The sequence below is a fragment of the Pseudomonas sp. PSB18 genome (assembly GCF_014596565.1).
Lineage (GTDB): Bacteria > Pseudomonadota > Gammaproteobacteria > Pseudomonadales > Pseudomonadaceae > Aquipseudomonas.
Genome location: NZ_NOIN01000002.1, coordinates 330,483 through 357,178, shown reverse-complemented (window position 1 = coordinate 357,178; position 26,696 = coordinate 330,483). Strand labels below are relative to the sequence as shown.

At 61.4% G+C, this 26,696-nt stretch carries 26 protein-coding genes and 1 other RNA gene; 15 read left to right on the top strand and 12 right to left on the bottom strand.

The window, feature by feature from the left end:
• Positions 1 to 16: 16 nt before the first annotated feature.
• Positions 17 to 2,236: a polyphosphate kinase 1 gene (gene ppk1, locus CGA22_RS05740; protein ID WP_041024485.1), complete on the top strand. Its 2,220-nt coding sequence runs from the start codon at positions 17 to 19 to the stop codon at positions 2,234 to 2,236.
• A 74-nt stretch (positions 2,237 to 2,310) separates the two neighbouring features.
• Here the strand turns inward: ppk1 and ppx are convergent, their stop codons facing one another.
• From ppx to CGA22_RS05715, 5 genes are all read right to left on the bottom strand, one after another.
• Positions 2,311 to 3,813, bottom strand: coding sequence for an exopolyphosphatase (gene ppx, locus CGA22_RS05735; protein ID WP_041024484.1), 1,503 nt, complete (start codon positions 3,811 to 3,813; stop codon positions 2,311 to 2,313).
• Positions 3,814 to 4,056: 243 nt separating this feature from the next.
• Positions 4,057 to 4,791 (bottom strand): amino acid ABC transporter ATP-binding protein, encoded by a 735-nt coding sequence (locus CGA22_RS05730; RefSeq protein WP_041024483.1) that lies wholly within the window; start codon positions 4,789 to 4,791, stop codon positions 4,057 to 4,059.
• A complete protein-coding gene (locus tag CGA22_RS05725) occupies positions 4,778 to 5,428 on the bottom strand; it encodes an amino acid ABC transporter permease (RefSeq protein ID WP_041024482.1) in 651 nt (216 codons plus the stop codon). The genes CGA22_RS05730 and CGA22_RS05725 overlap by 14 nt, the downstream gene beginning before the upstream one ends.
• Positions 5,425 to 6,105, bottom strand: coding sequence for an amino acid ABC transporter permease (locus CGA22_RS05720; RefSeq protein WP_041024481.1), 681 nt, complete (start codon positions 6,103 to 6,105; stop codon positions 5,425 to 5,427). Before CGA22_RS05720 ends, CGA22_RS05725 begins: the two co-directional genes overlap by 4 nt.
• Positions 6,106 to 6,126: 21 nt before the next feature.
• Positions 6,127 to 6,912, bottom strand: coding sequence for a transporter substrate-binding domain-containing protein (locus CGA22_RS05715; protein ID WP_041024480.1), 786 nt, complete (start codon positions 6,910 to 6,912; stop codon positions 6,127 to 6,129).
• A gap of 254 nt (positions 6,913 to 7,166) precedes the next feature.
• Between CGA22_RS05715 and CGA22_RS05710 the strand changes: the two genes are divergently transcribed.
• The 7 genes from CGA22_RS05710 (at position 7,167) to CGA22_RS05680 (ending at position 15,274) form a co-directional block, all read left to right on the top strand.
• Complete coding sequence (locus tag CGA22_RS05710; protein WP_041024479.1) at positions 7,167 to 7,874, top strand: FadR/GntR family transcriptional regulator; 708 nt, start codon at positions 7,167 to 7,169, stop codon at positions 7,872 to 7,874.
• Between the two features lie 120 nt (positions 7,875 to 7,994).
• A complete protein-coding gene (trxA, locus tag CGA22_RS05705; protein ID WP_024780513.1) occupies positions 7,995 to 8,324 on the top strand; it encodes a thioredoxin TrxA in 330 nt (109 codons plus the stop codon).
• Between the two features lie 239 nt (positions 8,325 to 8,563).
• Positions 8,564 to 9,823 carry a transcription termination factor Rho gene (gene rho, locus CGA22_RS05700; protein ID WP_003206716.1) on the top strand — a complete coding sequence of 420 codons (1,260 nt, stop codon included), beginning with the start codon at positions 8,564 to 8,566 and terminating at the stop codon, positions 9,821 to 9,823.
• A 139-nt stretch (positions 9,824 to 9,962) separates the two neighbouring features.
• On the top strand, positions 9,963 to 11,918 hold the full coding sequence (locus CGA22_RS05695) for an acyltransferase family protein (protein WP_041024478.1): 1,956 nt from the start codon (positions 9,963 to 9,965) through the stop codon (positions 11,916 to 11,918).
• A 78-nt stretch (positions 11,919 to 11,996) separates the two neighbouring features.
• Entirely contained in the window at positions 11,997 to 13,463 is a 1,467-nt protein-coding gene (ubiD, locus tag CGA22_RS05690) for a 4-hydroxy-3-polyprenylbenzoate decarboxylase (RefSeq protein ID WP_041024487.1), read from the top strand.
• Positions 13,463 to 14,431 (top strand): CDP-6-deoxy-delta-3,4-glucoseen reductase, encoded by a 969-nt coding sequence (locus CGA22_RS05685; RefSeq protein ID WP_041024477.1) that lies wholly within the window; start codon positions 13,463 to 13,465, stop codon positions 14,429 to 14,431. The genes ubiD and CGA22_RS05685 overlap by 1 nt, the downstream gene beginning before the upstream one ends.
• A gap of 174 nt (positions 14,432 to 14,605) precedes the next feature.
• Positions 14,606 to 15,274, top strand: a complete 669-nt coding sequence (locus tag CGA22_RS05680) for a gamma-glutamylcyclotransferase (RefSeq protein WP_041024476.1) — start codon at positions 14,606 to 14,608, stop codon at positions 15,272 to 15,274.
• Here the strand turns inward: CGA22_RS05680 and glpT are convergent.
• Together glpT and CGA22_RS05670 are read right to left on the bottom strand one after the other, a co-directional pair.
• Positions 15,250 to 16,599, bottom strand: a complete 1,350-nt coding sequence (gene glpT, locus CGA22_RS05675; protein WP_041024475.1) for a glycerol-3-phosphate transporter — start codon at positions 16,597 to 16,599, stop codon at positions 15,250 to 15,252. The two genes, CGA22_RS05680 and glpT, sit on opposite strands and share 25 nt — an antisense overlap.
• 233 nt (positions 16,600 to 16,832) lie before the next feature.
• Entirely contained in the window at positions 16,833 to 17,810 is a 978-nt protein-coding gene (locus CGA22_RS05670) for an NADPH:quinone oxidoreductase family protein (RefSeq protein WP_041024474.1), read from the bottom strand.
• Positions 17,811 to 17,961: 151 nt separating this feature from the next.
• On the opposite strand from CGA22_RS05670, the gene CGA22_RS05665 reads away from it, so the two are divergent.
• Positions 17,962 to 18,378, top strand: coding sequence for a flagellar basal body-associated protein FliL (locus tag CGA22_RS05665; protein WP_041024473.1), 417 nt, complete (start codon positions 17,962 to 17,964; stop codon positions 18,376 to 18,378).
• A gap of 124 nt (positions 18,379 to 18,502) precedes the next feature.
• Here CGA22_RS05665 and CGA22_RS05660 read toward each other — a convergent pair whose 3' ends face one another.
• Positions 18,503 to 18,955: an EVE domain-containing protein gene (locus CGA22_RS05660; RefSeq protein ID WP_041024472.1), complete on the bottom strand. Its 453-nt coding sequence runs from the start codon at positions 18,953 to 18,955 to the stop codon at positions 18,503 to 18,505.
• Between the two features lie 195 nt (positions 18,956 to 19,150).
• Between CGA22_RS05660 and CGA22_RS05655 the strand changes: the two genes are divergently transcribed.
• Positions 19,151 to 19,297 carry a hypothetical protein gene (locus tag CGA22_RS05655; RefSeq protein WP_177329292.1) on the top strand — a complete coding sequence of 49 codons (147 nt, stop codon included), beginning with the start codon at positions 19,151 to 19,153 and terminating at the stop codon, positions 19,295 to 19,297.
• Positions 19,298 to 19,332: 35 nt separating this feature from the next.
• Here the strand turns inward: CGA22_RS05655 and CGA22_RS05650 are convergent, their stop codons facing one another.
• The 4 genes from CGA22_RS05650 to CGA22_RS05635 form a co-directional block, all read right to left on the bottom strand.
• Positions 19,333 to 19,938 carry a 5-formyltetrahydrofolate cyclo-ligase gene (locus tag CGA22_RS05650; RefSeq protein WP_041024471.1) on the bottom strand — a complete coding sequence of 202 codons (606 nt, stop codon included), beginning with the start codon at positions 19,936 to 19,938 and terminating at the stop codon, positions 19,333 to 19,335.
• A gap of 117 nt (positions 19,939 to 20,055) precedes the next feature.
• A non-coding RNA gene (gene ssrS, locus CGA22_RS05645) (6S RNA) lies at positions 20,056 to 20,235 on the bottom strand.
• Between the two features lie 30 nt (positions 20,236 to 20,265).
• Positions 20,266 to 20,583: a cell division protein ZapA gene (locus CGA22_RS05640; protein WP_024780504.1), complete on the bottom strand. Its 318-nt coding sequence runs from the start codon at positions 20,581 to 20,583 to the stop codon at positions 20,266 to 20,268.
• Positions 20,580 to 20,789 (bottom strand): TIGR02449 family protein, encoded by a 210-nt coding sequence (locus CGA22_RS05635; protein WP_003177365.1) that lies wholly within the window; start codon positions 20,787 to 20,789, stop codon positions 20,580 to 20,582. The genes CGA22_RS05640 and CGA22_RS05635 overlap by 4 nt, the downstream gene beginning before the upstream one ends.
• Positions 20,790 to 20,917: 128 nt before the next feature.
• Here CGA22_RS05635 and CGA22_RS05630 point away from each other — a divergent pair, with 128 nt between their 5' ends.
• From CGA22_RS05630 to CGA22_RS05610, 5 genes are all read left to right on the top strand, one after another.
• On the top strand, positions 20,918 to 21,472 hold the full coding sequence (locus tag CGA22_RS05630; RefSeq protein WP_041024470.1) for a YecA family protein: 555 nt from the start codon (positions 20,918 to 20,920) through the stop codon (positions 21,470 to 21,472).
• A gap of 27 nt (positions 21,473 to 21,499) precedes the next feature.
• Positions 21,500 to 22,834, top strand: coding sequence for a Xaa-Pro aminopeptidase (gene pepP / locus CGA22_RS05625; RefSeq protein ID WP_041024469.1), 1,335 nt, complete (start codon positions 21,500 to 21,502; stop codon positions 22,832 to 22,834).
• Entirely contained in the window at positions 22,831 to 24,018 is a 1,188-nt protein-coding gene (gene ubiH / locus CGA22_RS05620) for a 2-octaprenyl-6-methoxyphenyl hydroxylase (protein WP_041024468.1), read from the top strand. Before pepP ends, ubiH begins: the two co-directional genes overlap by 4 nt.
• Before the next feature lie 67 nt (positions 24,019 to 24,085).
• Positions 24,086 to 25,303, top strand: a complete 1,218-nt coding sequence (locus CGA22_RS05615) for a 2-octaprenyl-3-methyl-6-methoxy-1,4-benzoquinol hydroxylase (protein WP_177329293.1) — start codon at positions 24,086 to 24,088, stop codon at positions 25,301 to 25,303.
• 217 nt (positions 25,304 to 25,520) lie between these two features.
• Positions 25,521 to 26,525, top strand: a complete 1,005-nt coding sequence (locus CGA22_RS05610) for an extracellular solute-binding protein (protein WP_041024466.1) — start codon at positions 25,521 to 25,523, stop codon at positions 26,523 to 26,525.
• Positions 26,526 to 26,696: the final 171 nt, after the last annotated feature.

The window sequence follows — 26,696 nt, the reverse complement described above, 5'->3', positions numbered from 1 at the left end:
CTCCCAGGAACTTGCGATGAATACCGAAGGACTTTCTGAAGTTGCCGTAAAAGACGCTCAGCCCGTGGTCGAGCAGATCGCTGAAACGCCACCGGAGCTGGAGCCCGCTCCCCCGGTGGTGGTCGCCGAACCCGCCCCGGCCCCGGCGATTGCGATCCCCAGCCTGGATGACAGCAGCCTGTACATCCATCGCGAGCTGTCGCAACTGCAGTTCAACATCCGCGTGCTGGAGCAGGCGCTGGACGAGTCCTATCCCTTGTTGGAGCGCTTGAAGTTCCTGTTGATCTTCTCCAGCAACCTGGATGAGTTCTTTGAAATCCGCGTCGCCGGCCTGAAGAAACAGATCACCTTCGCCCGTGAGCAAGCCGGTGCGGATGGCCTGCAACCCCATCAGGCCCTGGCGCGCATCAGCGAGCTGGTCCATGGGCATGTCGACCGCCAATACGCGATCCTCAACGACATCCTGTTGCCGGAACTGGAAAAACATCAGGTCCGCTTTATCCGTCGTCGCCACTGGACCACCAAGCTCAAGACTTGGGTACGCCGCTATTTCCGCGACGAGATCGCGCCGATCATCACGCCGATCGGCCTCGACCCGACGCACCCGTTCCCGCTGCTGGTCAACAAGAGCCTGAACTTCATCGTCGAGCTGGAAGGCATCGACGCCTTCGGCCGCGATTCCGGCCTGGCGATCATTCCCGCGCCACGCCTGCTGCCGCGCATTATCCGCGTACCGGAAGACGTCGGCGGACCTGGCGACAACTATGTGTTCCTGTCATCGATGATCCACGCCCACGCCGATGACCTGTTCCAGGGCATGAAGGTGAAGGGGTGCTACCAGTTCCGCCTGACGCGTAACGCCGACCTGTCGGTGGACACCGAGGACGTCGAAGACCTGGCCCGTGCCCTTCGTGGCGAGCTGTTCTCCCGTCGCTACGGCGATGCGGTGCGCCTGGAAGTGGCCGACACTTGCCCGAAACACTTGTCCGATTACTTGCTCAAGCAGTTCAACCTGCATGAGACCGAGCTGTATCAGGTCAACGGTCCGGTCAACCTGACCCGGCTCTTCAGCATCACCGGCCTGGACAGCCATCCGGAGCTGCAATATTCGCCGTTCACGCCGCAGATCCCGAAGCTGCTCCAGAACAGCGAGAACATTTTCAACGTGATCAGCAAGCAGGACATCCTGTTGTTGCACCCGTTCGAGTCGTTCACGCCGGTGGTCGATCTGCTGCGCCAGGCTGCCAAGGACCCTCATGTCCTGGCGGTGCGCCAGACCCTGTACCGCAGCGGCGCCAACTCGGAAATCGTCGACGCCCTGGTGGATGCGGCGCGAAACGGCAAGGAGGTCACGGCGGTGATCGAATTGCGTGCGCGCTTCGATGAGGAGTCCAACCTGCAACTGGCAAGCCGTCTGCAAGCGGCCGGCGCGGTAGTGATCTATGGCGTGGTCGGCTTCAAGACCCACGCCAAGATGATGCTCATCCTGCGGCGCGAGGCCGGCGAGATCGTGCGTTATGCGCACCTGGGCACGGGTAACTACCACGCTGCCAACGCCCGCCTGTACACCGACTACAGCCTGCTGACCTCCGACGATGCCTTGTGTGAAGACGTCGGCAAGCTGTTCAGCCAGTTGATCGGCATGGGCAAGACGCTGCGCATGAAGAAACTGCTGCATGCGCCGTTCACCCTGAAAAAGGGCATGCTCGACATGATCACCCGGGAGACCCAGTTCGCCCTGGACGGCAAACCGGCGCACATCATTGCCAAGTTCAACTCGCTGACCGATCCGAAGATCATCCGCGCGCTGTACAAGGCCAGCCAGTCGGGCGTGCGGATCGACCTGGTGGTGCGCGGCATGTGCTGCCTGCGGCCAGGTATTCCGGGGGTTTCCCATAATATCCACGTGCGTTCGATCATCGGGCGCTTCTTGGAGCACACGCGGGTGTTCTACTTCCTCAACGGCGGCGAGGAGCAGATGTTCCTGTCCAGCGCCGACTGGATGGAGCGCAACCTCGACAAGCGCGTCGAGACCTGCTTCCCGGTGGAGGGCAAGAAGCTGATCCTGCGAGTCAAGAAAGAGCTGGAAAGCTACCTCACCGATAACACCCACAGCTGGAGCCTGCAGTCGGATGGCCGTTACATCCGCAACACGCCGACCGGCAACCAGAACCCACGCAGCGCCCAGGCGACGTTGCTGGATCGCCTGAGCAGCCCGGTGTTGGCGGTCAATTAAGGGGAGGGTGGAGTGGGCTTTTTGTGGCGAGGGGATAAATCCCCTCACCACAAAAGATCTCTATTGCTGTCCGATCAGTGGATGTTCAGCACAATCCCGACCCGGGTCAGCCATTCCGCTTCCTGGGCAAAGTCGGCCTGGGTCAGTTGGTTTTCTTCCAGCCAGCCCTCGGGGAACATGACGTCAAGTTGATCGCCATCGGCGTGCAATGCCACCTGGGGCATTTCCTGGGTGCCGCGGATGTGGTGGAACAGGATCGCGAACCGTAGCAGCACGCACAGGCGGATCAGCTTGATGCCTTCATTGCCGAATTCGGCAAATTTATCCTTGGGAATGTTGCGTCGGTGGCCGCGCACCAACAGGGCGAGCATCTGCTGGTCTTCCCGGGAGAAGCCCGCCAGGTCCGAGTGCTCGATCAGATAGGCGCCGTGCTTGTGGTAGTGATAGTGGGCGATGTCCAGGCCCACTTCATGGACCTTGGCGGCCCAGCCCAGCAATTCGCGCCAGACGCCGTCGTTGAGGTCCCAGTCGTCGGCCACCTGGTCGAAGGCATGCAGCGCCTTGCGCTCGACCCGCACCGCCTGTTCCTGATCGACGTGATAGCGCTCCATGAGCGAGCCGAGGGTGCGTTCGCGGACGTCTTCGTGATGATGGCGTCCCAGCAGGTCGTACAGCACACCTTCGCGCAGGGCGCCTTCGCAGTGGTCCATGCGTTGCAGCTCGAGGGCGTCGAAAATGGCTTCGAGGATCGCCAGGCCCGCAGGGAAAATCGCCCGACGGTCGGGTTTGATGCCTTCGAAATCGATCTTGTCCGATTCACCGAGCTTGAACACCTTGCGCTTGAGCCAGGCCAGGCCCTCGGCGTTGACCTCGCCGCTGCCATGGCCGCCAGCCTTGAGGGCCAGGCCGATGGCGCGAATGGTGCCTGAGGAGCCGATGGCTTCGTCCCAGGTCAGGCGGTGCAGGGCGTGCTCGATGCTCATGATTTCCAGCCGCGCCGCGGTATAGGCCTGGGCATAGCGGGCCGGGGTGATCTTGCCGTCGCGGAAATAGCGCTGGGTGTAGCTGACGCAGCCCATCTGCAGGCTTTCGCGCAACAGCGGCTCGAAGCGCTGGCCGATGATGAATTCGGTACTGCCGCCGCCGATGTCCGCCACCAGCCGCTTGCCCGGGGTATCGGCCAGGGTATGGGAGACGCCGAGGTAGATCAGGCGGGCCTCTTCCCGGCCGGAGATGACTTCCACCGGATGACCGAGGATCTCTTCGGCGCGGCGGATGAACTCGCCACGGTTGCGCGCCTCGCGCAGGGCGTTGGTACCGACGATCCGCACGGCGCCCAGCGGCATGCCGTTGATCAGTTGGGCGAATCGCTTGAGGCAGTCGAGCCCGCGCTGGATGGACTCTTCGCTCAGTTTGCGCTCTTCATCGATGCCGGCGGCCAGCTGGACCTTTTCACCGAGTCGCTCAAGAATGCGGATTTCCCCGTTCTGGGCCTTGGCGACAACCATGTGAAAACTGTTGGAGCCCAGGTCAATGGCGGCAATCAGGGACAGATTCTTGGCTTGGGATGGCGGCATGTCGGAAGGTCTCGGTCGATAACCCTGCCATCCTGCCACGATCAACCGCTTACGCCAACGAGCCTGAACCAAACCCTTGAGCCAGAGCAGGTTCGTTGTGGCGAGGGAGCTTGCTCCCGCTGGGCTGCGAAGCGGCCCCAAAGCCATTCAATTCGGCTCATCAGGAAATCCCGGTTTTACGACTGCTGCGCAGCCGAGCGGGAGCGAGCTCCCTCGCCACGGGACCTCTTCTGGCAGCGTGGATCAGGCAGGCTCGACCATCCCAATAAAGTTCGCCAATTCCGTGGTCTGCGGCTCGGCGAACAGGACCTTCGGATCCCCCACCTCATGCACCTTGCCCTGGTGCATGAACACCAGTTTGTCCCCCACCTCGCGGGCGAAGCGCATCTCGTGGGTGACCATGATCAGCGTCATGCCTTCCCTGGCCAGTTGCCGCACCACGCCGAGCACTTCATTGACCAGCTCCGGGTCCAGGGCCGAGGTGATCTCATCGCAGAGCAATACCTTGGGTGACATCGCCAGGGCCCGGGCAATCGCCACCCGTTGCTGCTGGCCGCCGGACAGACGGTCGGGGAACGCGTCAAATTTTTCACCGAGCCCGACCCGCTCCAGCATCTGCCGCGCCAGTTCGGTTGCCTTGGCCTTGGATACTTTTTGTACAACCTGAGGCGCGAGCATCACGTTTTCGCCAACGGTCAGGTGTGGGAAGAGGTTGAACTGCTGGAACACCATCCCGACTTTCTGTCGCAGGCTGCGCAGATCGGCGCGAGCGGCATCGAGGTACTCGCCGTCCACTTCGATCACGCCATCGTTGATCGACTCCAGGCCATTGAGCGTGCGCAGCAAGGTGGACTTGCCCGAGCCGCTGCGCCCGATGATCGCGACCACCTGGCCTTCTTCGACGGTCAGGTCGATACCTTTGAGCACGTGATGATCGCCGTAGTATTTATGCAGGGCGGAAATTCTAAGCAGAGGCATGCAGTCTCCTTTCCAGGTAGCGCGCGCTGAGGGACAGGGGGTAGCAGAGGAGGAAGTAGCCCAGGGCAACCAGGCCATAGACCATGAAGGGTTCGAACGTGGCGTTGGCAAGCATGCCGCCGGTCTTGGTCAGTTCGGTAAAGCCGATGATCGAGGTGACGGCCGTGCCCTTGACCACTTGCACCGAGAAGCCCACGGTCGGCGCCACGGCGATGCGCAGGGCCTGGGGCAGGATCACGTAGCGCAACTGCTCCAGACGATTCAGTGCCAGGCTCGAGGACGCCTCCCATTGGCCATTGGAGATCGCTTCGACGCAACCGCGCCAGATCTCCGCCAGATAGGCACTGGTAAACAGCGTCAGGGCAATGGCCGCCGCCATCCACGGCGAAATCTCCACCCCGGCCAGGGCCACGCCAAAGAACACCAGAAACAGCTGCATCAACAAAGGCGTGCCCTGGAACAACTCGATGTAGGTGCGGGCGACATGGCGGGGCAGGGGGCCTCTGGCGATGCGCATCACCATGACCAGCAACCCGATCACGCCGCCACCGATAAACGCCACCAGCGACAGTGCCAAGGTCCATTGCAGGCCCGTGAGCAGGTTGCGCACCACATCCCAGAAAGTGAAGTCGCTCATCGGTCGCTCCTGGCGCTGCTCTTGTACAGGCAACGACGACCCACCCAGTTCAGTAGCTGGCGGATCAACAGCGCCATGCACAAATAGATCAGCGTGGTCAGTGCATAGGTTTCAAAGGCGCGGAAATTGCGCGACTGAATGAAGTTGGCGGCAAAGCTCAGTTCTTCGGTGGCAATCTGCGAACAGACTGCCGAGCCGAGCATCACGATGATGATCTGACTGCTCAGGGCCGGCCAGACTTTGCCCAGTGCCGGTAGCAGCACCACGTGGCGAAAGGCCTCGAAGCGACTCATCGCCAGGGCCGCGGCGGCTTCCAGCTGCCCATGGGGGACAGCCTGGATGCCGGCGCGAATGATTTCGGTAGAGTAGGCGCCGAGGTTGATCACCATGGCCAGGACCGCCGCCTGCCATTCGGAAATCTGCACGCCCAGGGACGGCAGGCCGAAGAAGATGAAAAACAGCTGCACCAGGAACGGCGTATTGCGGATCAGCTCCACATACACCCCGAATATCGCCGCGAACGGCCGGATCTTCCACGCCCGCACCACGGCGCCGACGATGCCCAGCGCAACCCCGAGCAACGCGCCGATGGCCGTCAGTTCCAAGGTGAACAGCGCACCGCGCAACAGCAGCTCGGTGTTTTGCATCACCGGCAGAAAATCGAACTGATAAGCCATGCTCAGCCTCTCGAATGGCGGTCAGAGATCGGCCGGCAGCGGCTGCTTGAGCCAGGTCTGGGCGTTTTTCTCCAGGCTGCCATCGGTCTTGGCTGTGGCAAGGATCTGGTTGACCTTGTCCAGCAGCGCGGGCTCGTTCTTGTTCACGCCGACGTACACCGGCGAGTCCTTGAGTTTCACTTTCAGCGCCGGGACACGCTTGGGATTGCGCTCACTGATGGCGACCATCACCACGTTGCCGCTGGCGATCAGGTCCACCTGGCCGGCGAGGTAGGCCGCGATGGTCGAGTTATTGTCTTCGAAACGCTTGATGGTGGTGCCTTCCGGGGCGACCTTGGTCAGTTCGATGTCTTCGATGGCGCCCCGGGTGACGCTGATGGTCTTGCCCTTGAGATCGTCCAGGCCATTGATTGCGGCCTCGGGTGGGCCGAACACGGCGAGGTAGAACGGTGCGTAGGCACTGGAAAAATCGATGACCTTCTCGCGCTCCGGGTTCTTGCCCAGGCTGGAGATCACCAGGTCGACCTTGCCGGTGGTCAGAAACGGAATGCGATTGGTACTGTTGACCGGCGTAAGCTCAAGCTTGACCTTAAGCTGGTCGGCCAGCAGCTTCGCAGTATCGATGTCCAGGCCGCGGGGCTTCATGTCCGGGCCTACCGAGCCGAACGGCGGGAAGTCCTGGGGCACCGCGACTTTGAGGGTGCCGCGCTTGACCACGTCTTCCAGCCCATCGGCGTGGGCGGGTAACTGGCAGAGTATCAGGCTGGCAAACAGGACGGTGAGCAGGGCGCTGCAACGCTGGATCATGGCGAATCTCCGCGGTCGGTAATGTGATTTCTGCGTTCGGACAGAGCACAGGCCATGCCAACGCGATTTCAAACCCTCCCAGGCCGCGGATTTGCTGGTGGGGCTCGGTCTGACTGGTCTGAACAGTTGGGCCGCGTTTCGCACCTTTATCGGGCGTCGGTATTGGCCGCCGAACCCTGCTGGGGCACGACTTGCCGGGCGCGGCGAATAGTTTTACAACTAGTCGCTCACTGGCCTGATATACCCGAAAAAACATGAATTCCATCTCCCGTGCAGTTCCCGAAGTGGCCTTGCAAGGCATCCGTAAACTGATCGCCGATGAAGGCTTCGGCCCGGGGGATGCGTTGCCGTCGCAACGGGATCTGGCACTGCAACTGGGCGTGAGTCGGGCGTCCTTGCGCGAGGCCCTGTCGTCGTTGAGTGCGCTGGGGATGATCAGCGTGCAGCCAGGCAAAGGGGTATTCGTACAATCGTCGGTGGAGGTTACGCCCAATGAGTCGACAGCGGGCTGGCCGTTCGCGGCCCAGGTCTCGCCGCTGGATATCTTCCAGTTGCGCTATGCCCTGGAAGGCTTCGCCGCCGGAATGGCCGCGGCGACGCTGAGCCCCGATGAGCTCGACGCGTTGGGTGACAACGTCGAGGCCATGCGCCGGGAACTGAAATCAGGGGATTTCGATGCGGCGGCACGGCTGGATTTCGAGTTTCATCGGCGAATTCTGCAGGCCGGCGGCAACCAGGCGATGCTGAACATCCTCACCGCCAGCGCCGAGATTTTCCTGGAGAGCCAGAAATTACCGTTCATCAGGGCCGAACGGGCCATGGAAACCTGGCAGGAACATCGAAAAATCCTGCGGGCGTTGTCCCGGCGCTCCTCGGGCTCCGCCCAGAAAGCCATGCAGGAACATGTCCGTAACGCTGCGCTGCGCACCGGAATCTGCTTCGTCGCCCCGGCCGCCCCATGACCCGGGTCATGTCCAAATGCATCCGTCGCCATAGCAAGACTCAATCGACAGTGACTTCCTGAACCCGGGAAGGGCAGCTATGATGGGCCACGTTTTTTGCTGACAACCCCGGAGATTTCCATGAGCAGCGATCTGATCAAACACGTTACCGACGCTAGCTTCGACGACGAAGTACTCAAGTCCGAAGGCGCGGTACTGGTCGACTATTGGGCTGAGTGGTGCGGTCCCTGCAAGATGATCGCTCCGGTTCTGGACGAAATTGCCGAGACCTACAAGGGCAAGCTGACCGTCGCCAAGCTGAACATCGACGAAAACCAGGAAACCCCGGCCAAGCACGGCGTGCGTGGTATCCCGACGCTGATGCTGTTCAAGAACGGCAACGTCGAAGCCACCAAGGTCGGTGCGCTGTCGAAGTCGCAACTGGCTGCTTTCCTCGACGCCAACATCTAAGCGCCGAATGCCAGTGAAAAAGCCCCGCCAATCGCGGGGCTTTTTCGTTATTCGGGGCTAGACGCTCGCAAATCCAGGTGGTACATTCGGCCCCGCACTGGTTTCTCCATTGCCCCCTGCAAGCCGTCGCCGACGCACTCCTTTCGAATAAGTACGCGATCCTGTCGCCTTCTCTGCGGCGCGGCCTCATTAAGCCAAAAGCTTAATTTCCCCTCCATAAATGATTACGTCATTCCTATATGAATCTGACTGAACTCAAGCAAAAGCCGATTACCGAACTGCTCGAATTGGCCGAACAGATGGGCATAGAAAATATGGCCCGTTCGCGCAAGCAGGACGTGATTTTCTCCCTGCTCAAGAAGCACGCGAAGAGCGGCGAGGAAATCTCCGGTGATGGCGTGCTGGAGATTCTCCAGGACGGCTTCGGCTTCCTCCGTTCCGCGGACGCTTCCTATCTCGCCGGCCCGGACGATATCTACGTCTCGCCGAGCCAGATCCGTCGCTTCAACTTGCGCACCGGTGACACCATCGTTGGCAAGATCCGCCCTCCAAAGGAAGGCGAGCGTTACTTCGCGCTGCTCAAGGTCGACACGATCAACTTCGACCGTCCGGAAAACGCGAAGAACAAGATTCTTTTCGAAAACCTGACTCCGCTGTTCCCGACTGTGCGTATGAAGATGGAAGCCGGCAACGGCTCCACCGAAGACCTCACCGGTCGTGTCATCGACCTGTGCGCACCTATCGGCAAAGGCCAGCGTGGTCTGATCGTGGCGCCGCCGAAAGCGGGCAAGACGATCATGCTGCAGAACATCGCGGCCAACATCGCTCGCAACAACCCTGAAGTTCATCTGATCGTGCTGCTGATCGACGAGCGTCCGGAAGAAGTGACCGAGATGCAGCGTACCGTGCGCGGCGAAGTAGTTGCCTCCACCTTCGACGAGCCGCCGACCCGCCACGTGCAGGTTGCCGAAATGGTGATCGAGAAGGCCAAGCGCCTGGTCGAGCACAAGAAGGACGTGGTCATCCTGCTGGACTCAATCACCCGTCTGGCCCGTGCCTACAACACCGTGATTCCGAGCTCCGGCAAGGTACTGACCGGTGGTGTCGATGCCCACGCCCTGGAAAAACCGAAGCGTTTCTTCGGTGCCGCGCGCAACATCGAAGAAGGCGGCTCGCTGACCATCATCGCCACCGCACTGGTTGAAACCGGTTCGAAGATGGACGAAGTGATCTACGAGGAATTCAAGGGTACCGGCAACATGGAACTGCCCCTGGACCGTCGCATCGCCGAGAAGCGCGTGTTCCCGGCCATCAACATCAACCGCTCCGGCACTCGTCGTGAAGAGCTGCTGACGGCCGATGACGAGCTGCAGCGCATGTGGATCCTGCGCAAGCTGCTGCATCCGATGGACGAAGTGGCTGCCATCGAGTTCCTGGTCGACAAGTTGAAGACGACCAAGACCAACGATGAGTTCTTCCTGTCGATGAAGCGCAAGTAACACGAAGTCAGATTGTAGAAAAAAGGGCGCCTCAGATTAGGCGCTCTTTTTTTTGCGAATTTTTGTATCAAAATAGACAACTTTCGTAGGCCGGCTGTGTCCGTGTTCATCATGGGTCTTCAAAGCGACAAGGAGCGTTATGCATACGTTTGGCAACCGCCGTGACATTGACGGCTTAAGGGCGCTGGCCGTTATTCCGGTGGTTCTGTTTCACTTCGGTTTTGGCGCGTTTAGTGGCGGTTTCGTCGGCGTCGACATCTTCTTCGTCATTTCCGGGTTCCTGATCACCAGCATCCTGTTCCGCGATATCAGTGCGCAGCGTTTCAGCTTCGTCGATTTCTGGGCGCGTCGGGCGCGCCGTATCCTCCCGGCCTTGAGCGTGGTACTGCTGGCTTCGTTGGCCGTGGGCTGGTTGCTGCTGACGGCCAAGGACTTTTCAGAGCTGGGCAGGACGGTTCGTTATCAGTCGTTGTTCATCTCGAACATCTTGTTCATGCGTGAAGATGGCTATTTCGCGCCTGCCTCGGACCTGAAGCCGCTGCTTCACACGTGGTCCCTGGCTGTCGAGGAGCAGTACTACATCTTTTTTCCACTGCTGATGGTGCTGTTGTTGCGCCACGTTCGCCATTGGCGTTGGATGCTGTTTGCCCTGTTGCTGATTTCTTTCGGGCTTAATATCGCTTACATCGACCGCAAACCTGACGTCGCTTTCTTTTCGCTGCCGACCCGCGCCTGGGAGCTTTTGTGCGGGGCGATGCTCGCGGTCTTGCCTGCGCCCAGGCAGGCTGTTCGGCCATGGGTCTGTCAGTTCGCCGCCGGGGCTGGTTTGGTGGCGGTGCTAACAGCGGTTTTCACTTTCGACGAAACAACGGTATTTCCCGGCTGGGCCGCGTTATGTCCCGTGCTCGGTACAACAGCATTGATCTGGTCAGGCGCTCGGTGTTCGACCTGGGTCGCGCAGGTGTTGAGTAGCAGGGCTATGGTCTGGGTTGGTTTGCTTTCCTACTCCTTTTACCTGTGGCATTGGCCGGTCTACGTCTATGCCAATGCCATCTCCATCGACGGAATCCAGCCCTGGGAGGCGGTGGGCTGGATTTTGCTGGCGCTGATGCTTGCCTGGCTGAGCTGGCGTTTCGTTGAGCTTCCGTTCCGTGAGAAGCGCCTGCTGGCTGGACGTAAACCCGTGTTGGTGGGAGGTCTGCTGGCCATGGCTGTCCTGGCTGTAACCGGGTCGGTGGTGCGGTCGGCGGATGGCTTTCCCCAACGCCTTACCGGGAAAGCCATGGAGTACGCACAGGCGCGGGAATGGCGAGCGGGGCAGATGAAATGCATGCTGGTGACTTCAGACAAACGTCCGGACAAGGCATGCCTGCTGGGCGGGCAAAAGGATGCCCCGGTGACCCGGCTGTTCTGGGGCGACAGTCACGCTGCGGCGCTGTTGCCGGCGATTGAAAGTAGCGCCGCGCGCGGTGGAGGCCCGGTATGGCTTTACAGTATGAGCGCCTGCCCGCCAATCCTCAGCGATGATCCGAGGCCGCGCTGCAAGGATTTCAATGAGCGGACCATGGAGCAGGTTCGTCGCCTGCAGATCAAGGACGTAGTACTGGCATCCAACTGGAGCCTTTATGTCTACGGTCGTGAGGACGGCGACAAGAAGGTGCTGCTCGATCCTCGTGACAATACCGCCGAAGCCGAGGCGCGCATGGCCGCAGGGCTCAAGGCGCGGGTGGCAGCGATCAGGGCGACGGGTGCGCAGGTCTGGTTGTTCAAGGAGGTGCCATTGCAGCGTAAGGGTGCCATCGGTCGACTGACGAGTCTGGCGCGGATAGGGCGTTCAGCCGAGGGGCTGGGCCGCCCTCTCTCGGAGCACATGGCACGCCAGCGCTTCCTGAGCGCCTTGTTCGACTCGATGAAGGCTGCCGACCCTGGGGTACATGTCATCGACCCTACGCCGTTGATGTGCTCGGATCGTGTCTGCCCAATTGAGGCCAATGGTTACTCGCAATACCGGGATGAGGATCATTTGTCGGACGTCGGTAGTGCTCGCCTGGGACCGTTGTTTGCTCCGCTGCTGCTGGGTACTGCCGATAATTGACCGCTCTGCGCACGTGCGGGCTGCTGTTCGGGCGCTGGAGAAGGTAGGATGTACGCCTATTTTCGGGGTGGCATCTCAATGAAATTCAAGGATCTTCGGGATTTCGTGCAGCAGCTTGAGCAGCGCGGCGAGTTGAAACGCATCCAGGTTCCCATCTCTCCGGTGCTGGAGATGACGGAAGTCTGCGACCGCACGCTGCGGGCCAAAGGCCCGGCGTTGATGTTCGAGAACCCAACAGGCTACGACATACCGGTACTGGGCAACCTGTTCGGCACGCCTGAGCGCGTGGCCATGGGCATGGGCGCCGAGTCGGTCGACGAGCTGCGCGAGATCGGCAAGCTGCTGGCGTTCCTCAAGGAACCCGAGCCGCCCAAGGGCCTGAAGGACGCCTGGTCCAAGCTGCCGATTTTCCGCAAGATCATTTCCATGGCGCCGAAAGTCGTCAAGGATGCGATTTGCCAGGAAGTGGTGATCGAGGGTGATGACGTCGACCTGGCGATGCTGCCGGTGCAGACCTGCTGGCCGGGCGATGTGGGGCCGCTGATCACCTGGGGCCTGACCGTCACCAAGGGTCCGAACAAGGATCGCCAGAACCTCGGCATCTATCGCCAGCAGGTGATCGGCCGCAACAAGGTCATCATGCGCTGGCTGAGCCATCGTGGCGGAGCGCTGGACTATCGCGAGTGGTGCGAAAAACACCCCGGCCAGCCCTTCCCGGTTTCCGTGGCGCTGGGCGCGGATCCGGCGACCATTCTCGGGGCCGTCACGCCAGTGCCGGACAGCCTCTCCGAATACGCCTTCGCCGGCCTGCTACGCGGCAACCGTACCGAACTGGTGAAATGCCGCGGCAACGACCTGCAAGTCCCGGCCACCGCCGAGATCATCCTCGAAGGCGTGATCCACCCCGGCGAAATGGCCGATGAAGGTCCGTACGGTGATCACACCGGCTACTACAACGAAGTCGACAGCTTCCCGGTGTTCACCGTCGAGCGCATCACCCATCGGATCAAACCGATCTACCACAGCACCTACACCGGCCGTCCGCCCGATGAGCCGGCCATTCTCGGTGTGGCGCTGAATGAAGTATTCGTGCCGATCCTGCAAAAGCAATTCCCGGAGATCACCGACTTCTACCTGCCGCCGGAAGGCTGCTCGTACCGCATGGCCGTGGTGACCATGAAGAAGTCGTATCCAGGGCATGCCAAGCGGGTGATGCTGGGTGTCTGGTCGTTTCTGCGACAGTTCATGTACACCAAGTTCGTTATCGTCACTGACGACGATATCAATGCACGGGACTGGAACGATGTGATCTGGGCCATCACCACGCGCATGGATCCCAAGCGCGACACGGTGATGATCGAGAACACGCCCATCGACTACCTCGACTTCGCTTCGCCGGTCTCCGGCCTGGGGTCGAAGATGGGACTCGATGCCACGCATAAATGGCCCGGTGAAACCACCCGTGAGTGGGGCCGGGTTATCGTCAAGGATGAAGCCGTTACCCAACGGATCGATGCCATTTGGAATCAGTTAGGAATAGATTGATGCGTGTGACCTTGCAGCCGTCCGGCGCGGTGCTGGAGATACGGCCCGCCGAGCGGATTCTCGATGGTGCGCGGCGCCTGGGCTATGAGTGCCCGCAAAGCTGCCGCAACGGCAACTGCCATGTCTGTGGCGCGTTGCTGGTGGAGGGGCGCGTGCAGCAGGCTGGCGATGTGCGTGATCACGGAGAGATCTTCACCTGCATCGCCGAGCCCCTGGAGGACTGTGTGGTGTTGTGGGACGGGGTGTTGGCGCCGGGCGAGTTGCCGGTGCGTCGCCTGGCGTGCCAGGTCACTGGCTGCGTCGATGTGGGCGGCGATGTCTGGCGGGTCAGCCTGCGGGCGCCGGCGGGGAAGCCGCCGCGCTACCATGCGGGGCAGTACCTGATGATCGAGCGGGAGAATGGCGATAAGTCGGCTTTTTCCCTCGCTTCGGCGCCGCATTCGGGGCGCGACCTGCAATTGCATGTGCTGGTGCGCGAAAACAGTGCGAAGGCGCTGCTGGAGCAATTGCAGCGCAACCCCAACGTTCATGTCGAAATGCCTTTTGGCGATACTCACTTGTCCGAATTGCCGGACGGCCCCTTGGTGTTGATTGCCGCCGGCACCGGCATGGCGCAAATGCACAGCCTGATCGAGCACTGTCGGGCAGAAGGTTTCAAGCATCCGGTGCATCTCTATTGGGGCGTGCGGCGGCCGGACGATTTCTATGAAATCGAGCATTGGGACGAGTGGAAGAAGTTACCGAACCTGTTCCTGCACAAGGTCGTCAGCGACCTGTGTGGCTGGGAAGGTCGCTGCGGAATGCTCCACGAAGCGGTGTGCGAGGACATCAGCGACCTGTCGGGCGTGCACGTCTACGCCAGCGGCTCGCCGGCCATGATCTATGCCACCCTCGACGCGCTGGTGGAAGCCGGGATGGATGCCCACCAGATGCGCGCCGACGTGTTTGCCTACGCACCACGCGCCTGAGCACAGAGTTATAACTCCCTATATTTCGTTTCGATATTTAGTCTTTCGGCGAGATACCGATAACGTATATAGGGCGCGCATGGCATCCAACTTGCCTGGGTTCGGATAAGTGTCAGTCCCATGACGCGCGCCCATCCATTTTTGATCCTCGCGAGGAGCCTTCCGCTACCGGCCATGACCGCTATCGAAACCGCCATTACCTGCGCCCCATATCCACCAAGACTCGACTTGGGCGCGCAACTGACCCGAGAACAATTGCTCGCTTCGATGCAATCGACCATGAGCCTTCACCAGGGCGGCCCGGTCTGGCTGTTCGCTTACGGTTCATTGATCTGGCGGCCGGAATGCACGGCAGTGGAGCGGATGCGCGGGCGGGTCCATGGTTATCATCGCGGCTTGTACTTATGGTCCCATGAGCATCGCGGCACGCCGGAGTTGCCGGGACTGGTGTTCGGGCTGGATCGCGGCGGCTCATGCAGCGGTTTCGCCTACCGATTGCCGGAGGAGAATCTCGAGGACTCGTTGTTTGCCTTGTGGCAGCGGGAGATGCCGGTACCGTCCTATCGCCCGCACTGGCTTAGTTGCCGGCTCGAGAACGGCAATCGCGTGCAGGCCTTGGGCTTTGTGCTGGAGCGACACCTGCCCAGCTATGCCGGCAACCTGCCGGACCATGTGCTGAGCCAGGTGTTCGAAAGCGCCTGCGGGCGTTTCGGCACGACTCGCGATTATGTCGAGCAGACCGTGCATGCCCTGCGCAGCCACGCCATGCCGGATCGGAATCTGGAGGCGCGGCTCAAGCGTTGCAGATCAACTCTCGATCAGGCCACCGCTTCGCGGCTCTGACTGCTGACTTGCTTGTGCCCCAGGGTTGGCGCGAGGAACGCCATGGCCAGCAGGCACGCGGCGATCAGCAGGATGAAACCGCCATTCCAGCCGAAATAATCCACCGTGTAACCCATCAGGGCACTGGCCGCGACTGAACCGCCCAGGTAACCGAACAGGCCGGTAAAACCGGCAGCCGTACCGGCCGCTTTCTTGGGTACCAATTCCAGCGCCTGCAGGCCCACCAGCATCACCGGGCCATAGATCAGGAAGCCGATCGCGAACAACGAGATCATGTCGATCATCGGGTTGCCCGGCGGATTCAGCCAATACACCAGGGTCGCGACCGTCACCAGCGCCATGAACACCATACCCGTCAGGCCACGGTTGCCCCGGAAGATCTTGTCCGACATCCAGCCGCACAGCAGCGTGCCGGGAATCCCTGCCCATTCGTAGAGGAAGTAAGCCCAGGACGTCTTGTCGAAGTCGAAGTGCTTGACCTCTTTCAGGTAGGTCGGGGCCCAGTCCAAGATGCCGTAGCGCAACAGGTAGACGAAAACGTTGGCCAGTGCGATGAACCAGAGCATTTTGTTGCGCAGCACGTATTTGACGAAGATGTCCTTGGCGCTGAATTCGTTCTCGTGGCTGGCGTCGTAGCCTTCCGGGTAATCGTTCTTGTACTTCTCGATGGGCGGCAACCCCGTTGATTGCGGGGTGTCGCGCATGACAATGAAGGCAAACGCCGCTACCAGCAGGGCCACGGCGGCCGGTACGTAGAACTTGCTGTGCCAGTCGTTGAACCACCCCATGCCGAGGATTGCCAGCGGGCCGATCAGGCCACCGCCGACGTTATGCGCCGTGTTCCATACCGAAACCACGCCGCCGCGTTCCTTCTGTGACCACCAGTGCACCATGGTTCGTCCGCTCGGCGGCCAACCCATGCCTTGCGCCCAGCCATTGATGAACAGCAGGATGAACATGATGGTCACGCTGGACGTCGCCCACGGTGCGAAACCGAACACGAACATCACCGCGGCGGACATCACCAGGCCAAAGGGCAGGAAGTAGCGTGGATTGGAACGGTCGGACACGATGCCCATCAGAAACTTGGAAAGACCGTAGGCGATCGCGATCGCCGATACCGCCACGCCGAGCTGACCCTTGGTATAGCCTTGGGCGATGAGGTCTGGAAACGCCAGGGTAAAGTTCTTGCGTAGCAGGTAGTAACCCGCATACCCGATGAAAATCCCGGCAAAAATCTGCCAGCGAAGGCGTCGGTAGGTGCTGTCTATTTTTTCTTCAGGCAAGGGTGCCTGGTGTGCGGCAGGACGAAAGAAAGCAAACATTCAAGGACTCCGGATTCTTGTTATGACTGCGAATGCGAATGTTACAGTTTCGTTACCGAAAATAGCATCGCTTGTTTAGCTCTGCACAGGGGAAATGTTGCCGGAGGGATGTTCATAAACGAACGCGTCGTCAGGTATAGGTCGGCGACGTCGTGGGCCTTGGTGCTGCAAGCACTTCGATACCATGGCAGTCGCGGCCCGACGCTATTGGCGTTCGGGCCGCATCGATGCAGTCAACGCACCTGCACGACCACCTTCCCAACGGCCTTGCGCTGGGCGAGGTCGTTGATCGCCTGGGCGGCGTTGTCCAGTGGATACAGCTGCGAAACCAGCGGCTTGAGCCTGCCCTCGGCGAACCAGCCGAACAATTGCTGGAAGTTGGCGGCGTTGTCCTGGGGCTGGCGCTGGGCAAAGGAGCCCCAGAACACGCCCACCACTGCAGCACCTTTAAGCAGGGCCAGGTTCACCGGCAGTTCGGGAATGTGCCCACTGGCGAAACCGACCACCAGCAGCCGGCCATTCCAGGCGATGGAGCGGATGGCCTGGTCGAACAGATCGCCGCCCACCGGATCGTAGATGACATCGGCGCCCTGACCGTCGGTGAGGCGCTTGATCTCGTCCTTGAGACTGCTTTCGTTGTAGTTGATCAATTCATCGGCGCCGGCGGCCTTGGCCACGGCAAGCTTTTGCGCGCTGCTGGCGGCGGCGATCACCCGGGCGCCCATGGCCTTGCCGATCTCCACCGCCGCCAGGCCCACGCCGCCGGAGGCACCGAGCACCAGCAGGGTTTCGCCGGGTTGCAGGTTGGCGCGCTGCTTGAGGGCATGCATCGAGGTGCCGTAGGTCATGCTGAAGGCCGCGGCGGTGTTGAAATCCATGGCCGCCGGGATCGGCAGCACGTTGTAGCCTGGCACCGCGACCTGTTCGGCAAAGCTGCCCCAACCGGTCAGCGCCATCACTCGGTCGCCGATTTTGAGGTGACTGACCTTTTCACCCACTTCCCTGACGACACCCGCCGCTTCGCCGCCGGGCGAAAACGGGAAGGGTGGTTTGAATTGATATTTGCCCTCGATGATCAGCGTGTCGGGGAAGTTCACCCCGGCGGCGTGCACGTCCAGCAGCACTTCGTTCTTCTTCGCGACGGGGCTGGCGACGTCTTCCAGCACCAGCGATTCGGCAGGGCCGAATTCTTTGCACAGCACGGCTTTCATCAGGGCTATTCCTTTGGGAGTGATGGCCGATAAGTGTAGGTGTGAGAGACAACGGGTCAACGAGCATGCCCCGCCCTGATAGCCGGCCATAAGCTTGTGCTTGAACGGCGGGTCGGTATGCTGGGCCGCAAAACCGGATGAGGAGTCGAATGTGAAAGCGTGGATCGTGTTGATGCTGGCCCTGTCGTTGCCTGCGGCAGTGATGGCCGAAGAGGCCAAGGAAGCAAAAGAAGGGGAGGCGCCGAAGGTCAGCTATATCACCCTGAGCCCGCCCTTCGTGGGCAACTACGGTCTGGACGGCACGGCGAAACTGAAGGTCTACAAGGCTGACGTGGCCCTGCGCGTGACCGGCGATGCCGCCGTAGCTGCGGTGAAGGCCAACGAACCGCTGATTCGCAACCAATTGGTTGCGCTGTTCGCCCAGCAGACCAGCGAGACCATGAACAGCCTTGAAGCCAAGGAAAAGTTGCGCCAGGAAGCGTTGAAGCAGACCCAGCAGGTAATGAACGACGAGACCGGCAAGCCGATGGTGGATGATCTGTTGTTCAACAACCTGATCATTCAGTAAGGCGCCTGCTGTCTGAGCGGGCCTCATCGCGAGCAGGCTCGCTCCCACATTGAATCTCCACTCGATGAAGATCCCTGTGGGAGCGAGCCTGCTCGCGATGGCGGACCGAGGGGTGCCGATAGCGCTAGGGTTTCAGCGCCATCACCGCCGCCCACTGCTCTGCCGTCACCGGCATCACCGACAGCCGTGAACCCTTCTGCACCAGCGGCATTTCGGCCAGGGCGGTTTGCTGTTTGAGGTAGTCGAGTTTCAGCACGCGGGAAAAAGTCTCGACATGGGTGACGTCGATCGCGGTCCAGGGGTTTTTATCCGGACTGGCCTTCGGGTCGAAGTAGTGGCTGTCGGGCTCGAGCGCCGTCGGGTCCGGGTAGGCCGTCCGGGCGATCTGCCCGATCCCGGCAATGCCTGGCTCCGGGCAACTGGAGTGGTAAAAGAAGAAGGTGTCGCCTTGTGTCATGGCTCGCAGGAAATTGCGCGCCTGATAGTTGCGGACCCCATCCCACCGGGCCTGGCCGAGCTTTTCCAGGTCCTGGATGGACAATTCGTCGGGCTCGGATTTCATCAGCCAATAGGCCATGACCTCTACTCCTGGGCGGTGTGCTAAAAAATAGTTCAGCGATTTTATGACAAACCGACGGTCGGTTGACGCCAGCGTTTGCGTGGCGGTCAAGGTTGTCGCAAAATGCCGGCCTTCCAAGCTTGACGCTGCTGCACGGCCAATAAGAAAACCGCTGCTGTCATCGTGTGTGATATGCCTTGAGGGGGGCAATCGATGAAACGCAAACCGGATTTGTTGTGGATTCTGGTCATTCTGTTCGGTCTGGGTGTCGTGACCACGGGTTACGCCCAAAGCCTGTGGGCGAACAAGACCGAGGCGCCGATGGACATCACCCAACCCGCGCCAACGCTTAAACGCTGAGTCTGTCTCCCAGGCGCCGTTGAGTTTCGCGGCGTCTATCCTGCGATATACCAATGCCTGTCACTGACCGTTCCTTGCAACGGTACATCCCAGCTCGCCTGGGCCAGCCTTTCGACTTTCTGACATTCGTGTGCCAACCCCAGCAACGTTGGCTTTCGCCATGACTTGCGTCGCGCCAGATACGCCAGGCTGCGATCATAGAACCCGCCTCCCATGCCCAGCCGACCGCCTGCATCGTCGAAGCCCACCAGCGGCAGCAATACCAGATCCAGCGCCCAGACCTTGCGTTGCCGGGCGACATCGATCCGTGGTTCGAGAATACGAAAACGATTGGGGTGCACTTGTTCCCCGGGACGGATGCGTTGGAAAACCATCTTGGTCCGCGGCCATGGGCTGAGCACCGGCAGGTAAGTGGCCTTGCCCCGACGCTGGGCGGCACGCAGCAGCAGGCGCGGGTCGATCTCGCCATCGTTGGGCAGGTACAGGGCGATATGCCTGGCGCGGCGAAACATTGGATGCTGGGCCAGTTGCCGGTAGAGCCCTTGGGCGGCTTGTCGTTGTTGGGCGGGTGTCAGGGCGCGACGGGCCTGGCGTAGCAGGCGTCGAAGTTGAGGGCGGGGCAGCAACGCGGGTTCGGACATGGTCGATGCTTCGAGTCTGGCTTGGATGACACAGCGTAACCGCAAATGTTGCCGCCAGAAATGCCTGTGCCAGACACGACAATGCCAGTCCTGGAGACTGGCATTGTCTGGAAAATCAGGCTCCCCGGATGAACCGCTGCCGGCTTAGCCCTTGAACCCGAGAGTTCAAGGTGGAAGTTGCAGGAGGCGTTAAGGCTTTCCGTCAAGCGGACATGCACACCGGCCCCAACGTGCAACCCCCGTGGTTGTGCGTATCGGCTCAGGGACATCACCAACTGGCAAGCACCCCAGGGAGTGACGCAAGTATACCCCAGGCAGCTTCGCGAATCAGCCCTTGCTGACGTCCGGATCGGTGGCCAGCACCAGATCCACCCGTTCCAGCAGGTCGCGCACCTGTTCACGGGTCGATCCGCTGACCTGCACGTCCGGCGTATCCTGGCGATGCAGCAGGTCGTGGGTGATGTTCAAGGCAGCCATCACGGCGATACGGTCGGCGCCGATGACTTTGCCGCTGCTGCGGATTTCGCGCATCTTGCCGTCCAGGTAGCGGGCGGCACTCACCAGGTTGCTGCGCTCTTCCTGGGGGCAGATGATCGAATATTCTTTGTCGAGGATCTGCACGGTAACGCTATTGCTTGAACTCATGAGTCTTGCTCCAGGGCCTTGAGGCGCGAAATCATCGATTCGACCTTACGCCGGGCGATTTCGTTTTTTTCAATGAGGTGAGCGCGTTCCTCGCGCCAGGTTTTTTCCTGAGCTAATAAGAGTCCGTTCTGGCTCTTTAGTTGCTCGACCCGGTCAATTAGCAATTCGAGTCTGGCCATCAGCGCTTGCAGGTCGGTGTCTTCCATTGTGTCCACTGAAGATTGTGTCTGATGGGGAGGTGGGTCGCACAGCCTCTGATAGTCTTGGCGAGTCTGTCGATGTAGGATACAAGGCCTCCATTCTAGACATAGCGCCGTCTGGCGCCTAGCTGCCCATGCCCATTCAGAATTCTCCGTATCAAGCCTTTGCCACCCTGCTGAGCACCAGCGGCCACCCCGTATCGCCTGCCGAACTGCACGGCCTGTTGCTCGGCCGTAGCTGCGCAGGTGCCGGCTTCGACGCCGAAGGCTGGCTGGCCGACGCTGCCGAGCTGCTCGAAGGCGAGCCTGCGGACAATGTCCGCAACGCGCTCATTGGCCTGCAGGAAATGGTCAAGGGCGAGCTGACCAGCGATGACATGACCGTTGTCCTGCTGCTCCCCACCGACGATGCGCCGCTGGCCGAGCGCGCCGCGGCCCTGGGCCAGTGGTGCCAGGGCTTCCTCGCCGGCTTTGGCCTGACCCGCCGCGCCTATGCGCTGAGCGCCGAGGCCAACGAGGTGTTGCAGGACCTGGCCGCGATCTCTCAGGTCCAGGATGCCCTGGAAGAGTCCGATGACGGCGAAAGCGACTACATGGAAGTGATGGAATACCTGCGGGTCGCGCCACTGCTGTTGTTCACCGAGACGAAGAAAACCGCTGAGCCAGCCGCCAAACCGTCCTTGCACTGATTGCTTGAAAGGGAACACCGTCTGCCCATGATTCATATCCCGAAATCGGAATACAGCCGTCGCCGAAAGGCCCTGATGGCGCAGATGGAGCCCAACAGCATCGCAATCCTGCCCGCCGCCGCCGTTGCGATCCGCAACCGCGACGTCGAGCATGTCTACCGCCAGGACAGCGATTTCCAATACCTCAGCGGCTTTCCCGAGCCGCAGGCGGTGATCGTGCTGATGCCCGGCCGGGCCCATGGCGAATACGTCCTGTTCTGCCGCGAGCGCAACGCCGAGCGTGAGTTGTGGGATGGCCTGCGTGCCGGGCAGGAAGGCGCGATCCGTGATTATGGCGCCGACGACGCATTTCCTATCACCGACATCGACGACATCCTGCCGGGCCTGATCGAAGGCCGGGACCGGGTGTATTCGGCCATGGGCAGCAACCCGGAATTCGACCGGCACCTGATGGAGTGGATCAACGTGATTCGCTCCAAGGCCAACCTCGGCGCCCAGCCGCCGAACGAATTCGTTGCCCTGGATCACTTGCTGCATGACATGCGCCTGTATAAATCGGCGGCGGAAGTGAAGGTCATGCGTGAAGCGGCGCGGATCTCCGCCCAGGCGCATATCCGGGCGATGCAGGCGGCGCGTCCCGGACTCTACGAATACAGCCTGGAAGCCGAACTGGATTACGAGTTCCGCAAGGGCGGGGCGAAAATGCCGGCCTATGGCTCGATTGTCGCGGCGGGCCGCAATAGCTGCATCCTGCATTACCAGCAGAACGACGCGCTGCTCAAGGATGGCGACCTGGTGCTGATCGATGCCGGTTGTGAAATCGACTGCTACGCCAGCGATATCACGCGCACCTGGCCGGTCAACGGCAGGTTTTCCGCCGAACAGAAGGCGATCTACGAGTTGGTGCTGGCGGCCCAGGAAGCGGCGTTTGCCGAGATCGCGCCGGACAAGCACTGGAACCAGGCCCATGAGGCGACGGTTCAGGTCATTACCGAGGGCCTGGTGCGCCTTGGGCTACTAGCGGGTGAGGTGGACGAGTTGATCGCCAGCGAAGCCTACCGGGCGTTCTACATGCACCGCGCCGGCCACTGGCTGGGCATGGATGTGCATGATGTGGGCGAATACCGGGTAGGCGGTGAATGGCGGGTACTGGAAGTCGGCATGACACTGACCGTGGAGCCGGGCATCTACATTGCCCCGGACAACCGCAGCGTAGCGAAAAAGTGGCGCGGCATTGGCGTGCGCATCGAGGATGACGTGGTGGTGACCAGAAGCGGTTGTGAGATCCTGACCCGAGGCGTGCCCAAGACCGTTGCCGAAATCGAGGCCCTGATGGCCGACGCACGGGATCAAGTGGCATGAGTCGGGTCAATCTGGCGATCATCGGCGGTGGCCTGGTCGGCGCGAGCCTGGCCTTGGCCCTGCAAGCGGGTGCCAGGGCCCGGGGCTGGAAGATCGTCCTGATCGAGCCCTTCGCCCCAGGCCATACCTGGCAACCGAGCTACGATGCCCGTTCCTCGGCCTTGTCCTTCGGCGCCCGGCAGATCTATCAGCGCCTCGGGCTGTGGCAGAACATTTCCCAGCGTGCCGAGCCAATCAAACAGATCCATGTGTCCGATCGCGGACGGTTTTCCACGGCCCGGCTGTCGGCCAGCGAGGAAGGTGTCCCGGCCTTGGGCTATGTGGTGGAAAACGCCTGGCTTGGCCAGTGCCTGTGGCAAGGCCTGGACAAGGACGTGGTCAGTTGGCGCTGCCCGGCGCAAGTCACGCGGATGGAGCCGCTGGTTGACGGTTATCGCCTGACCCTGGATGACGAAACGCTCCTGGAGTGCGACCTTGCGGTACTGGCCGACGGCGGTCGTTCCGGTCTTCGGGAACAACTGGGCGTCGGTGTGAGCAATCGTCCGTATGACCAGAGCGCGTTGATCGCCAACATCACCCCCAGCGAAGCCCATGATGGCATGGCCTTCGAGCGCTTCACCGATGACGGCCCGATGGCCCTGTTACCGCTGCCGGAGAATCGCTGTGCCCTGGTCTGGACCCGCCAGGGTATGGATGCGCAGCGGCTGGCTGGCCTCGACGAGCGCAGTTTCCTCAGCGAATTGCAGAGCGTGTTCGGTTATCGCCTGGGTGCCTTGAAACAGGTGGGCGTGCGACATCTGTACCCGTTGGCGCTGGTGGAGGCCGAAGAGCAGGTGCGCCCGCATCTGGCGATCCTGGGCAATGCCGCCCACAGTTTGCATCCGATTGCCGGGCAGGGCTTCAACCTGTCGCTGCGCGACGCCCAGGCCTTGGCCGATGCCTTGCTGGACAGCGAAAGCGTACCGGGGGATTTTGCCGTGTTGCAGGCTTATCGCGAGCGGCAGCGGATGGACCAGACCTTGACGGTGGGCTTCTCCGACCAGGTCACGCGGCTGTTCAGCAGTCGCCTGCCTCTGGTGTCGGTGGCCCGTAACCTCGGCCTGCTCGGTCTCGACGCGCTGCCCCCCGCCAAGCGCTGGTTCGCCCGCCAGGCCATGGGCCTTGGGACCCGGCCCGATGTGTAGGCATGGGGTTGAACATTCTTTTCTTGGGCGGCTCATGTCGCCCGCAAAACAGGCTTAAAGCATGGAATTGCGTGCAGATCTGCTGATTGTCGGTGCCGGTATGGTCGGCAGCGCCCTGGCGCTGGCATTGCAGGGCAGCGGCTTGCAGGTGCTGTTGCTCGACGGCAGCCCGATGAGCGTCAAACCCTTCGATCCCCAGGCGCCCTTCGAACCCCGGGTCAGTGCCTTGTCGACGGCCAGCCAGCGGATCCTCGAGCGCCTTGGCGTCTGGGACGGCATCGCCACCCGCCGCGCCAGTCCCTACACCGACATGCACGTCTGGGACGGCAGTGGCACTGGGCAGATTCATTTTTCCGCCGAAAGCCTGCACGCCGACACCTTGGGGCATATCGTTGAAAACCGCGTGGTGCAGGACGCCTTGCTGGATCGGTTGCATGATTGCGACCTGGGCCTGCTCGCCAACGCGCGACTCGAGCAGATGCGTCGCTCCGGCGATGACTGGCTGCTGACCCTGGCCGATGGTCGCACCCTGCGGGCACCGCTGGTCATCGCCGCGGACGGCGCGAATTCCGCCGTGCGACGCCTGACGGGGGTCGCCACCCGCGAGTGGGATTACCTGCACCATGCCATCGTCACCAGCGTGCGCAGCGCCAAACCCCATCGAATGACGGCGTGGCAGCGCTTCACCGACAACGGTCCGCTGGCTTTCCTGCCCCTGGAGCGCGACGGTCGGCACGATTGGTGTTCGATTGTCTGGTCCACGACCCCTGGCGAGGCACAGCGCTTGATGGCACTGGATGACGGCGGTTTCTGCAACGAGCTGGAGCGGGCCTTCGAAGGCCGGCTCGGCCAGGTGGTCAGTGCCGACCCACGCCTGTGCGTACCGCTGCGCCAACGCCACGCCAAGCGCTACGTGGCCGAAGGCCTGGCCTTGATCGGCGACGCGGCCCACACCATTCACCCGTTGGCCGGGCAGGGCGTGAACCTGGGGTTCCTCGACGCGGCTGTGCTGGCCGAGGTGCTGTTGCAGGCTGCCGCACGAGGCGAGCGGCTGGCCGACGTCAAGGTGCTGAGCCGCTACGAGCGCCGGCGAATGCCTCATAACCTGGCGCTGATGGCGGCGATGGAAGGTTTTGAGCGGCTGTTCCAGGCCGATCCATTGCCGGTACGCTGGTTGCGCAATACCGGGTTGAAGCTGGTGGACCGCCTGCCCGAAGCCAAGGCGCTGTTCGTGCGCGAAGCGCTGGGGTTGATCGGGGATCTGCCGGATCTGGCCAAGGCTTGAGACTTGGGTTGGAGCTTATGGTCTCATCGCGAGCAGGCTCGCTCCCACAGGGCATGCAGTCCAATGTGGGAGCGAGCCTGCTCGCGATTGCGTCGGGACAGGTACCACACCTCCAACTGCCGCAACATTTGGAAATGTCTCCACCCACTGTTTGATTGAGCTGCCAAATGTGAGTCTTTATCATTTGCGCTCGTTCACCCACCGAGAGACCGCTTCCATGTCGGCACCCAAGCGCCTGCTGTCCGCCCTCGCCCTGACCCTGGTCGGCTCCACTGCCGTGCAGGCCGCCGATGAGGTGGTGGTCTACTCCTCGCGCATCGATGAGCTGATCAAGCCGGTCTTCGATGCCTACACCCAAAAGACCGGTGTATCGGTGAAGTTCATCACCGACAAGGAAGCGCCGTTGATGCAGCGCATCAAGGCCGAAGGTGAAAATGCCACCGCCGATCTGCTGCTTACCGTGGACGCCGGCAACCTCTGGCAGGCCGAACAGATGGGCATTCTCCAGCCGTTCACCTCCCCGGTGATCGATGCCAACATCCCATCTCAATACCGTGCTTCCTCCCATGCCTGGACCGGCTTGAGCCTGCGGGCACGGACCATTGCCTACTCCACCGACCGAGTCAAACCCGATGAACTGACCACCTACGAAGCCCTGGCGGACGATCAATGGGAAGGTCGCCTGTGCCTGCGCACTTCGAAGAAGGTCTACAACCAGTCCCTCACCGCCACCCTGATCGAAACCCACGGTGCGGAAAAAGCCGAGAAGATCCTCAAGGGCTGGGTCAGGAACCTGTCCACCGACGTGTTTTCCGACGACACCGCATTGCTCGAAGCGATCAACGCCGGGCAGTGCGACGTCGGTATCGTCAACACCTATTATTACGGCCGTCTGCACCAGCAGAAGCCGGACCTGAAAGTGAAGCTGTTCTGGCCGAACCAGGCTGACCGAGGCGTGCACATCAACCTGTCGGGCATCGGCCTGACCCGGCACGCACCGCACCCCGAGGCGGCGAAGAAACTGGTGGAGTGGATGACCACGCCCGAGGCGCAAAGCATCTTTGCCGACGTGAACCAGGAGTTTCCGGCCAATCCCCAAGTGGAGCCGTCAAAGGAAGTCGCAGCCTGGGGCAAGTTCAAGGCCGACACGCTGCCGGTGGAGGTGGCGGGCAAGCGCCAGGCCGAAGCCATTCGCATGATGGACCGGGCGGGTTGGAACTGACATACGGGGCGAGGTTCCCTGTGGCGAGGGATTCATCCCCGCTGGGTCGCGGAGCGACCCTGATGGAAGCCATGCGGTGTCAGGCGGACTGAGTTGTTTTCCATGGGCTTGCTTCGCAAGCCAGCGGGGATAAATCCCCTCGCCACAGGTTTTGTTTGCGCCTGCCCACGC

Coding starts and splice junctions, on each gene's coding strand:
- ubiD (WP_041024487.1), top strand. CDS start 11,997: ATGAAATTCAAGGATCTTCGGGATTTCGTGCAGCAGCTTGAGCAGCGC.
- CGA22_RS05710 (WP_041024479.1), top strand. CDS start 7,167: ATGAATTCCATCTCCCGTGCAGTTCCCGAAGTGGCCTTGCAAGGCATC.
- CGA22_RS05695 (WP_041024478.1), top strand. CDS start 9,963: ATGCATACGTTTGGCAACCGCCGTGACATTGACGGCTTAAGGGCGCTG.
- CGA22_RS05730 (WP_041024483.1), bottom strand. CDS start 4,791: ATGCCTCTGCTTAGAATTTCCGCCCTGCATAAATACTACGGCGATCAT.
- CGA22_RS05610 (WP_041024466.1), top strand. CDS start 25,521: ATGTCGGCACCCAAGCGCCTGCTGTCCGCCCTCGCCCTGACCCTGGTC.
- CGA22_RS05725 (WP_041024482.1), bottom strand. CDS start 5,428: ATGAGCGACTTCACTTTCTGGGATGTGGTGCGCAACCTGCTCACGGGC.
- CGA22_RS05685 (WP_041024477.1), top strand. CDS start 13,463: ATGCGTGTGACCTTGCAGCCGTCCGGCGCGGTGCTGGAGATACGGCCC.
- CGA22_RS05655 (WP_177329292.1), top strand. CDS start 19,151: ATGAAACGCAAACCGGATTTGTTGTGGATTCTGGTCATTCTGTTCGGT.
- CGA22_RS05670 (WP_041024474.1), bottom strand. CDS start 17,810: ATGAAAGCCGTGCTGTGCAAAGAATTCGGCCCTGCCGAATCGCTGGTG.
- pepP (WP_041024469.1), top strand. CDS start 21,500: ATGATTCATATCCCGAAATCGGAATACAGCCGTCGCCGAAAGGCCCTG.
- CGA22_RS05640 (WP_024780504.1), bottom strand. CDS start 20,583: ATGAGTTCAAGCAATAGCGTTACCGTGCAGATCCTCGACAAAGAATAT.
- glpT (WP_041024475.1), bottom strand. CDS start 16,599: ATGTTTGCTTTCTTTCGTCCTGCCGCACACCAGGCACCCTTGCCTGAA.
- CGA22_RS05635 (WP_003177365.1), bottom strand. CDS start 20,789: ATGGAAGACACCGACCTGCAAGCGCTGATGGCCAGACTCGAATTGCTA.
- ubiH (WP_041024468.1), top strand. CDS start 22,831: ATGAGTCGGGTCAATCTGGCGATCATCGGCGGTGGCCTGGTCGGCGCG.
- trxA (WP_024780513.1), top strand. CDS start 7,995: ATGAGCAGCGATCTGATCAAACACGTTACCGACGCTAGCTTCGACGAC.
- ppk1 (WP_041024485.1), top strand. CDS start 17: ATGAATACCGAAGGACTTTCTGAAGTTGCCGTAAAAGACGCTCAGCCC.
- rho (WP_003206716.1), top strand. CDS start 8,564: ATGAATCTGACTGAACTCAAGCAAAAGCCGATTACCGAACTGCTCGAA.
- CGA22_RS05680 (WP_041024476.1), top strand. CDS start 14,606: ATGACCGCTATCGAAACCGCCATTACCTGCGCCCCATATCCACCAAGA.
- CGA22_RS05630 (WP_041024470.1), top strand. CDS start 20,918: ATGCCCATTCAGAATTCTCCGTATCAAGCCTTTGCCACCCTGCTGAGC.
- CGA22_RS05720 (WP_041024481.1), bottom strand. CDS start 6,105: ATGGCTTATCAGTTCGATTTTCTGCCGGTGATGCAAAACACCGAGCTG.
- ppx (WP_041024484.1), bottom strand. CDS start 3,813: ATGCCGCCATCCCAAGCCAAGAATCTGTCCCTGATTGCCGCCATTGAC.
- CGA22_RS05650 (WP_041024471.1), bottom strand. CDS start 19,938: ATGTCCGAACCCGCGTTGCTGCCCCGCCCTCAACTTCGACGCCTGCTA.
- CGA22_RS05660 (WP_041024472.1), bottom strand. CDS start 18,955: ATGGCCTATTGGCTGATGAAATCCGAGCCCGACGAATTGTCCATCCAG.
- CGA22_RS05715 (WP_041024480.1), bottom strand. CDS start 6,912: ATGATCCAGCGTTGCAGCGCCCTGCTCACCGTCCTGTTTGCCAGCCTG.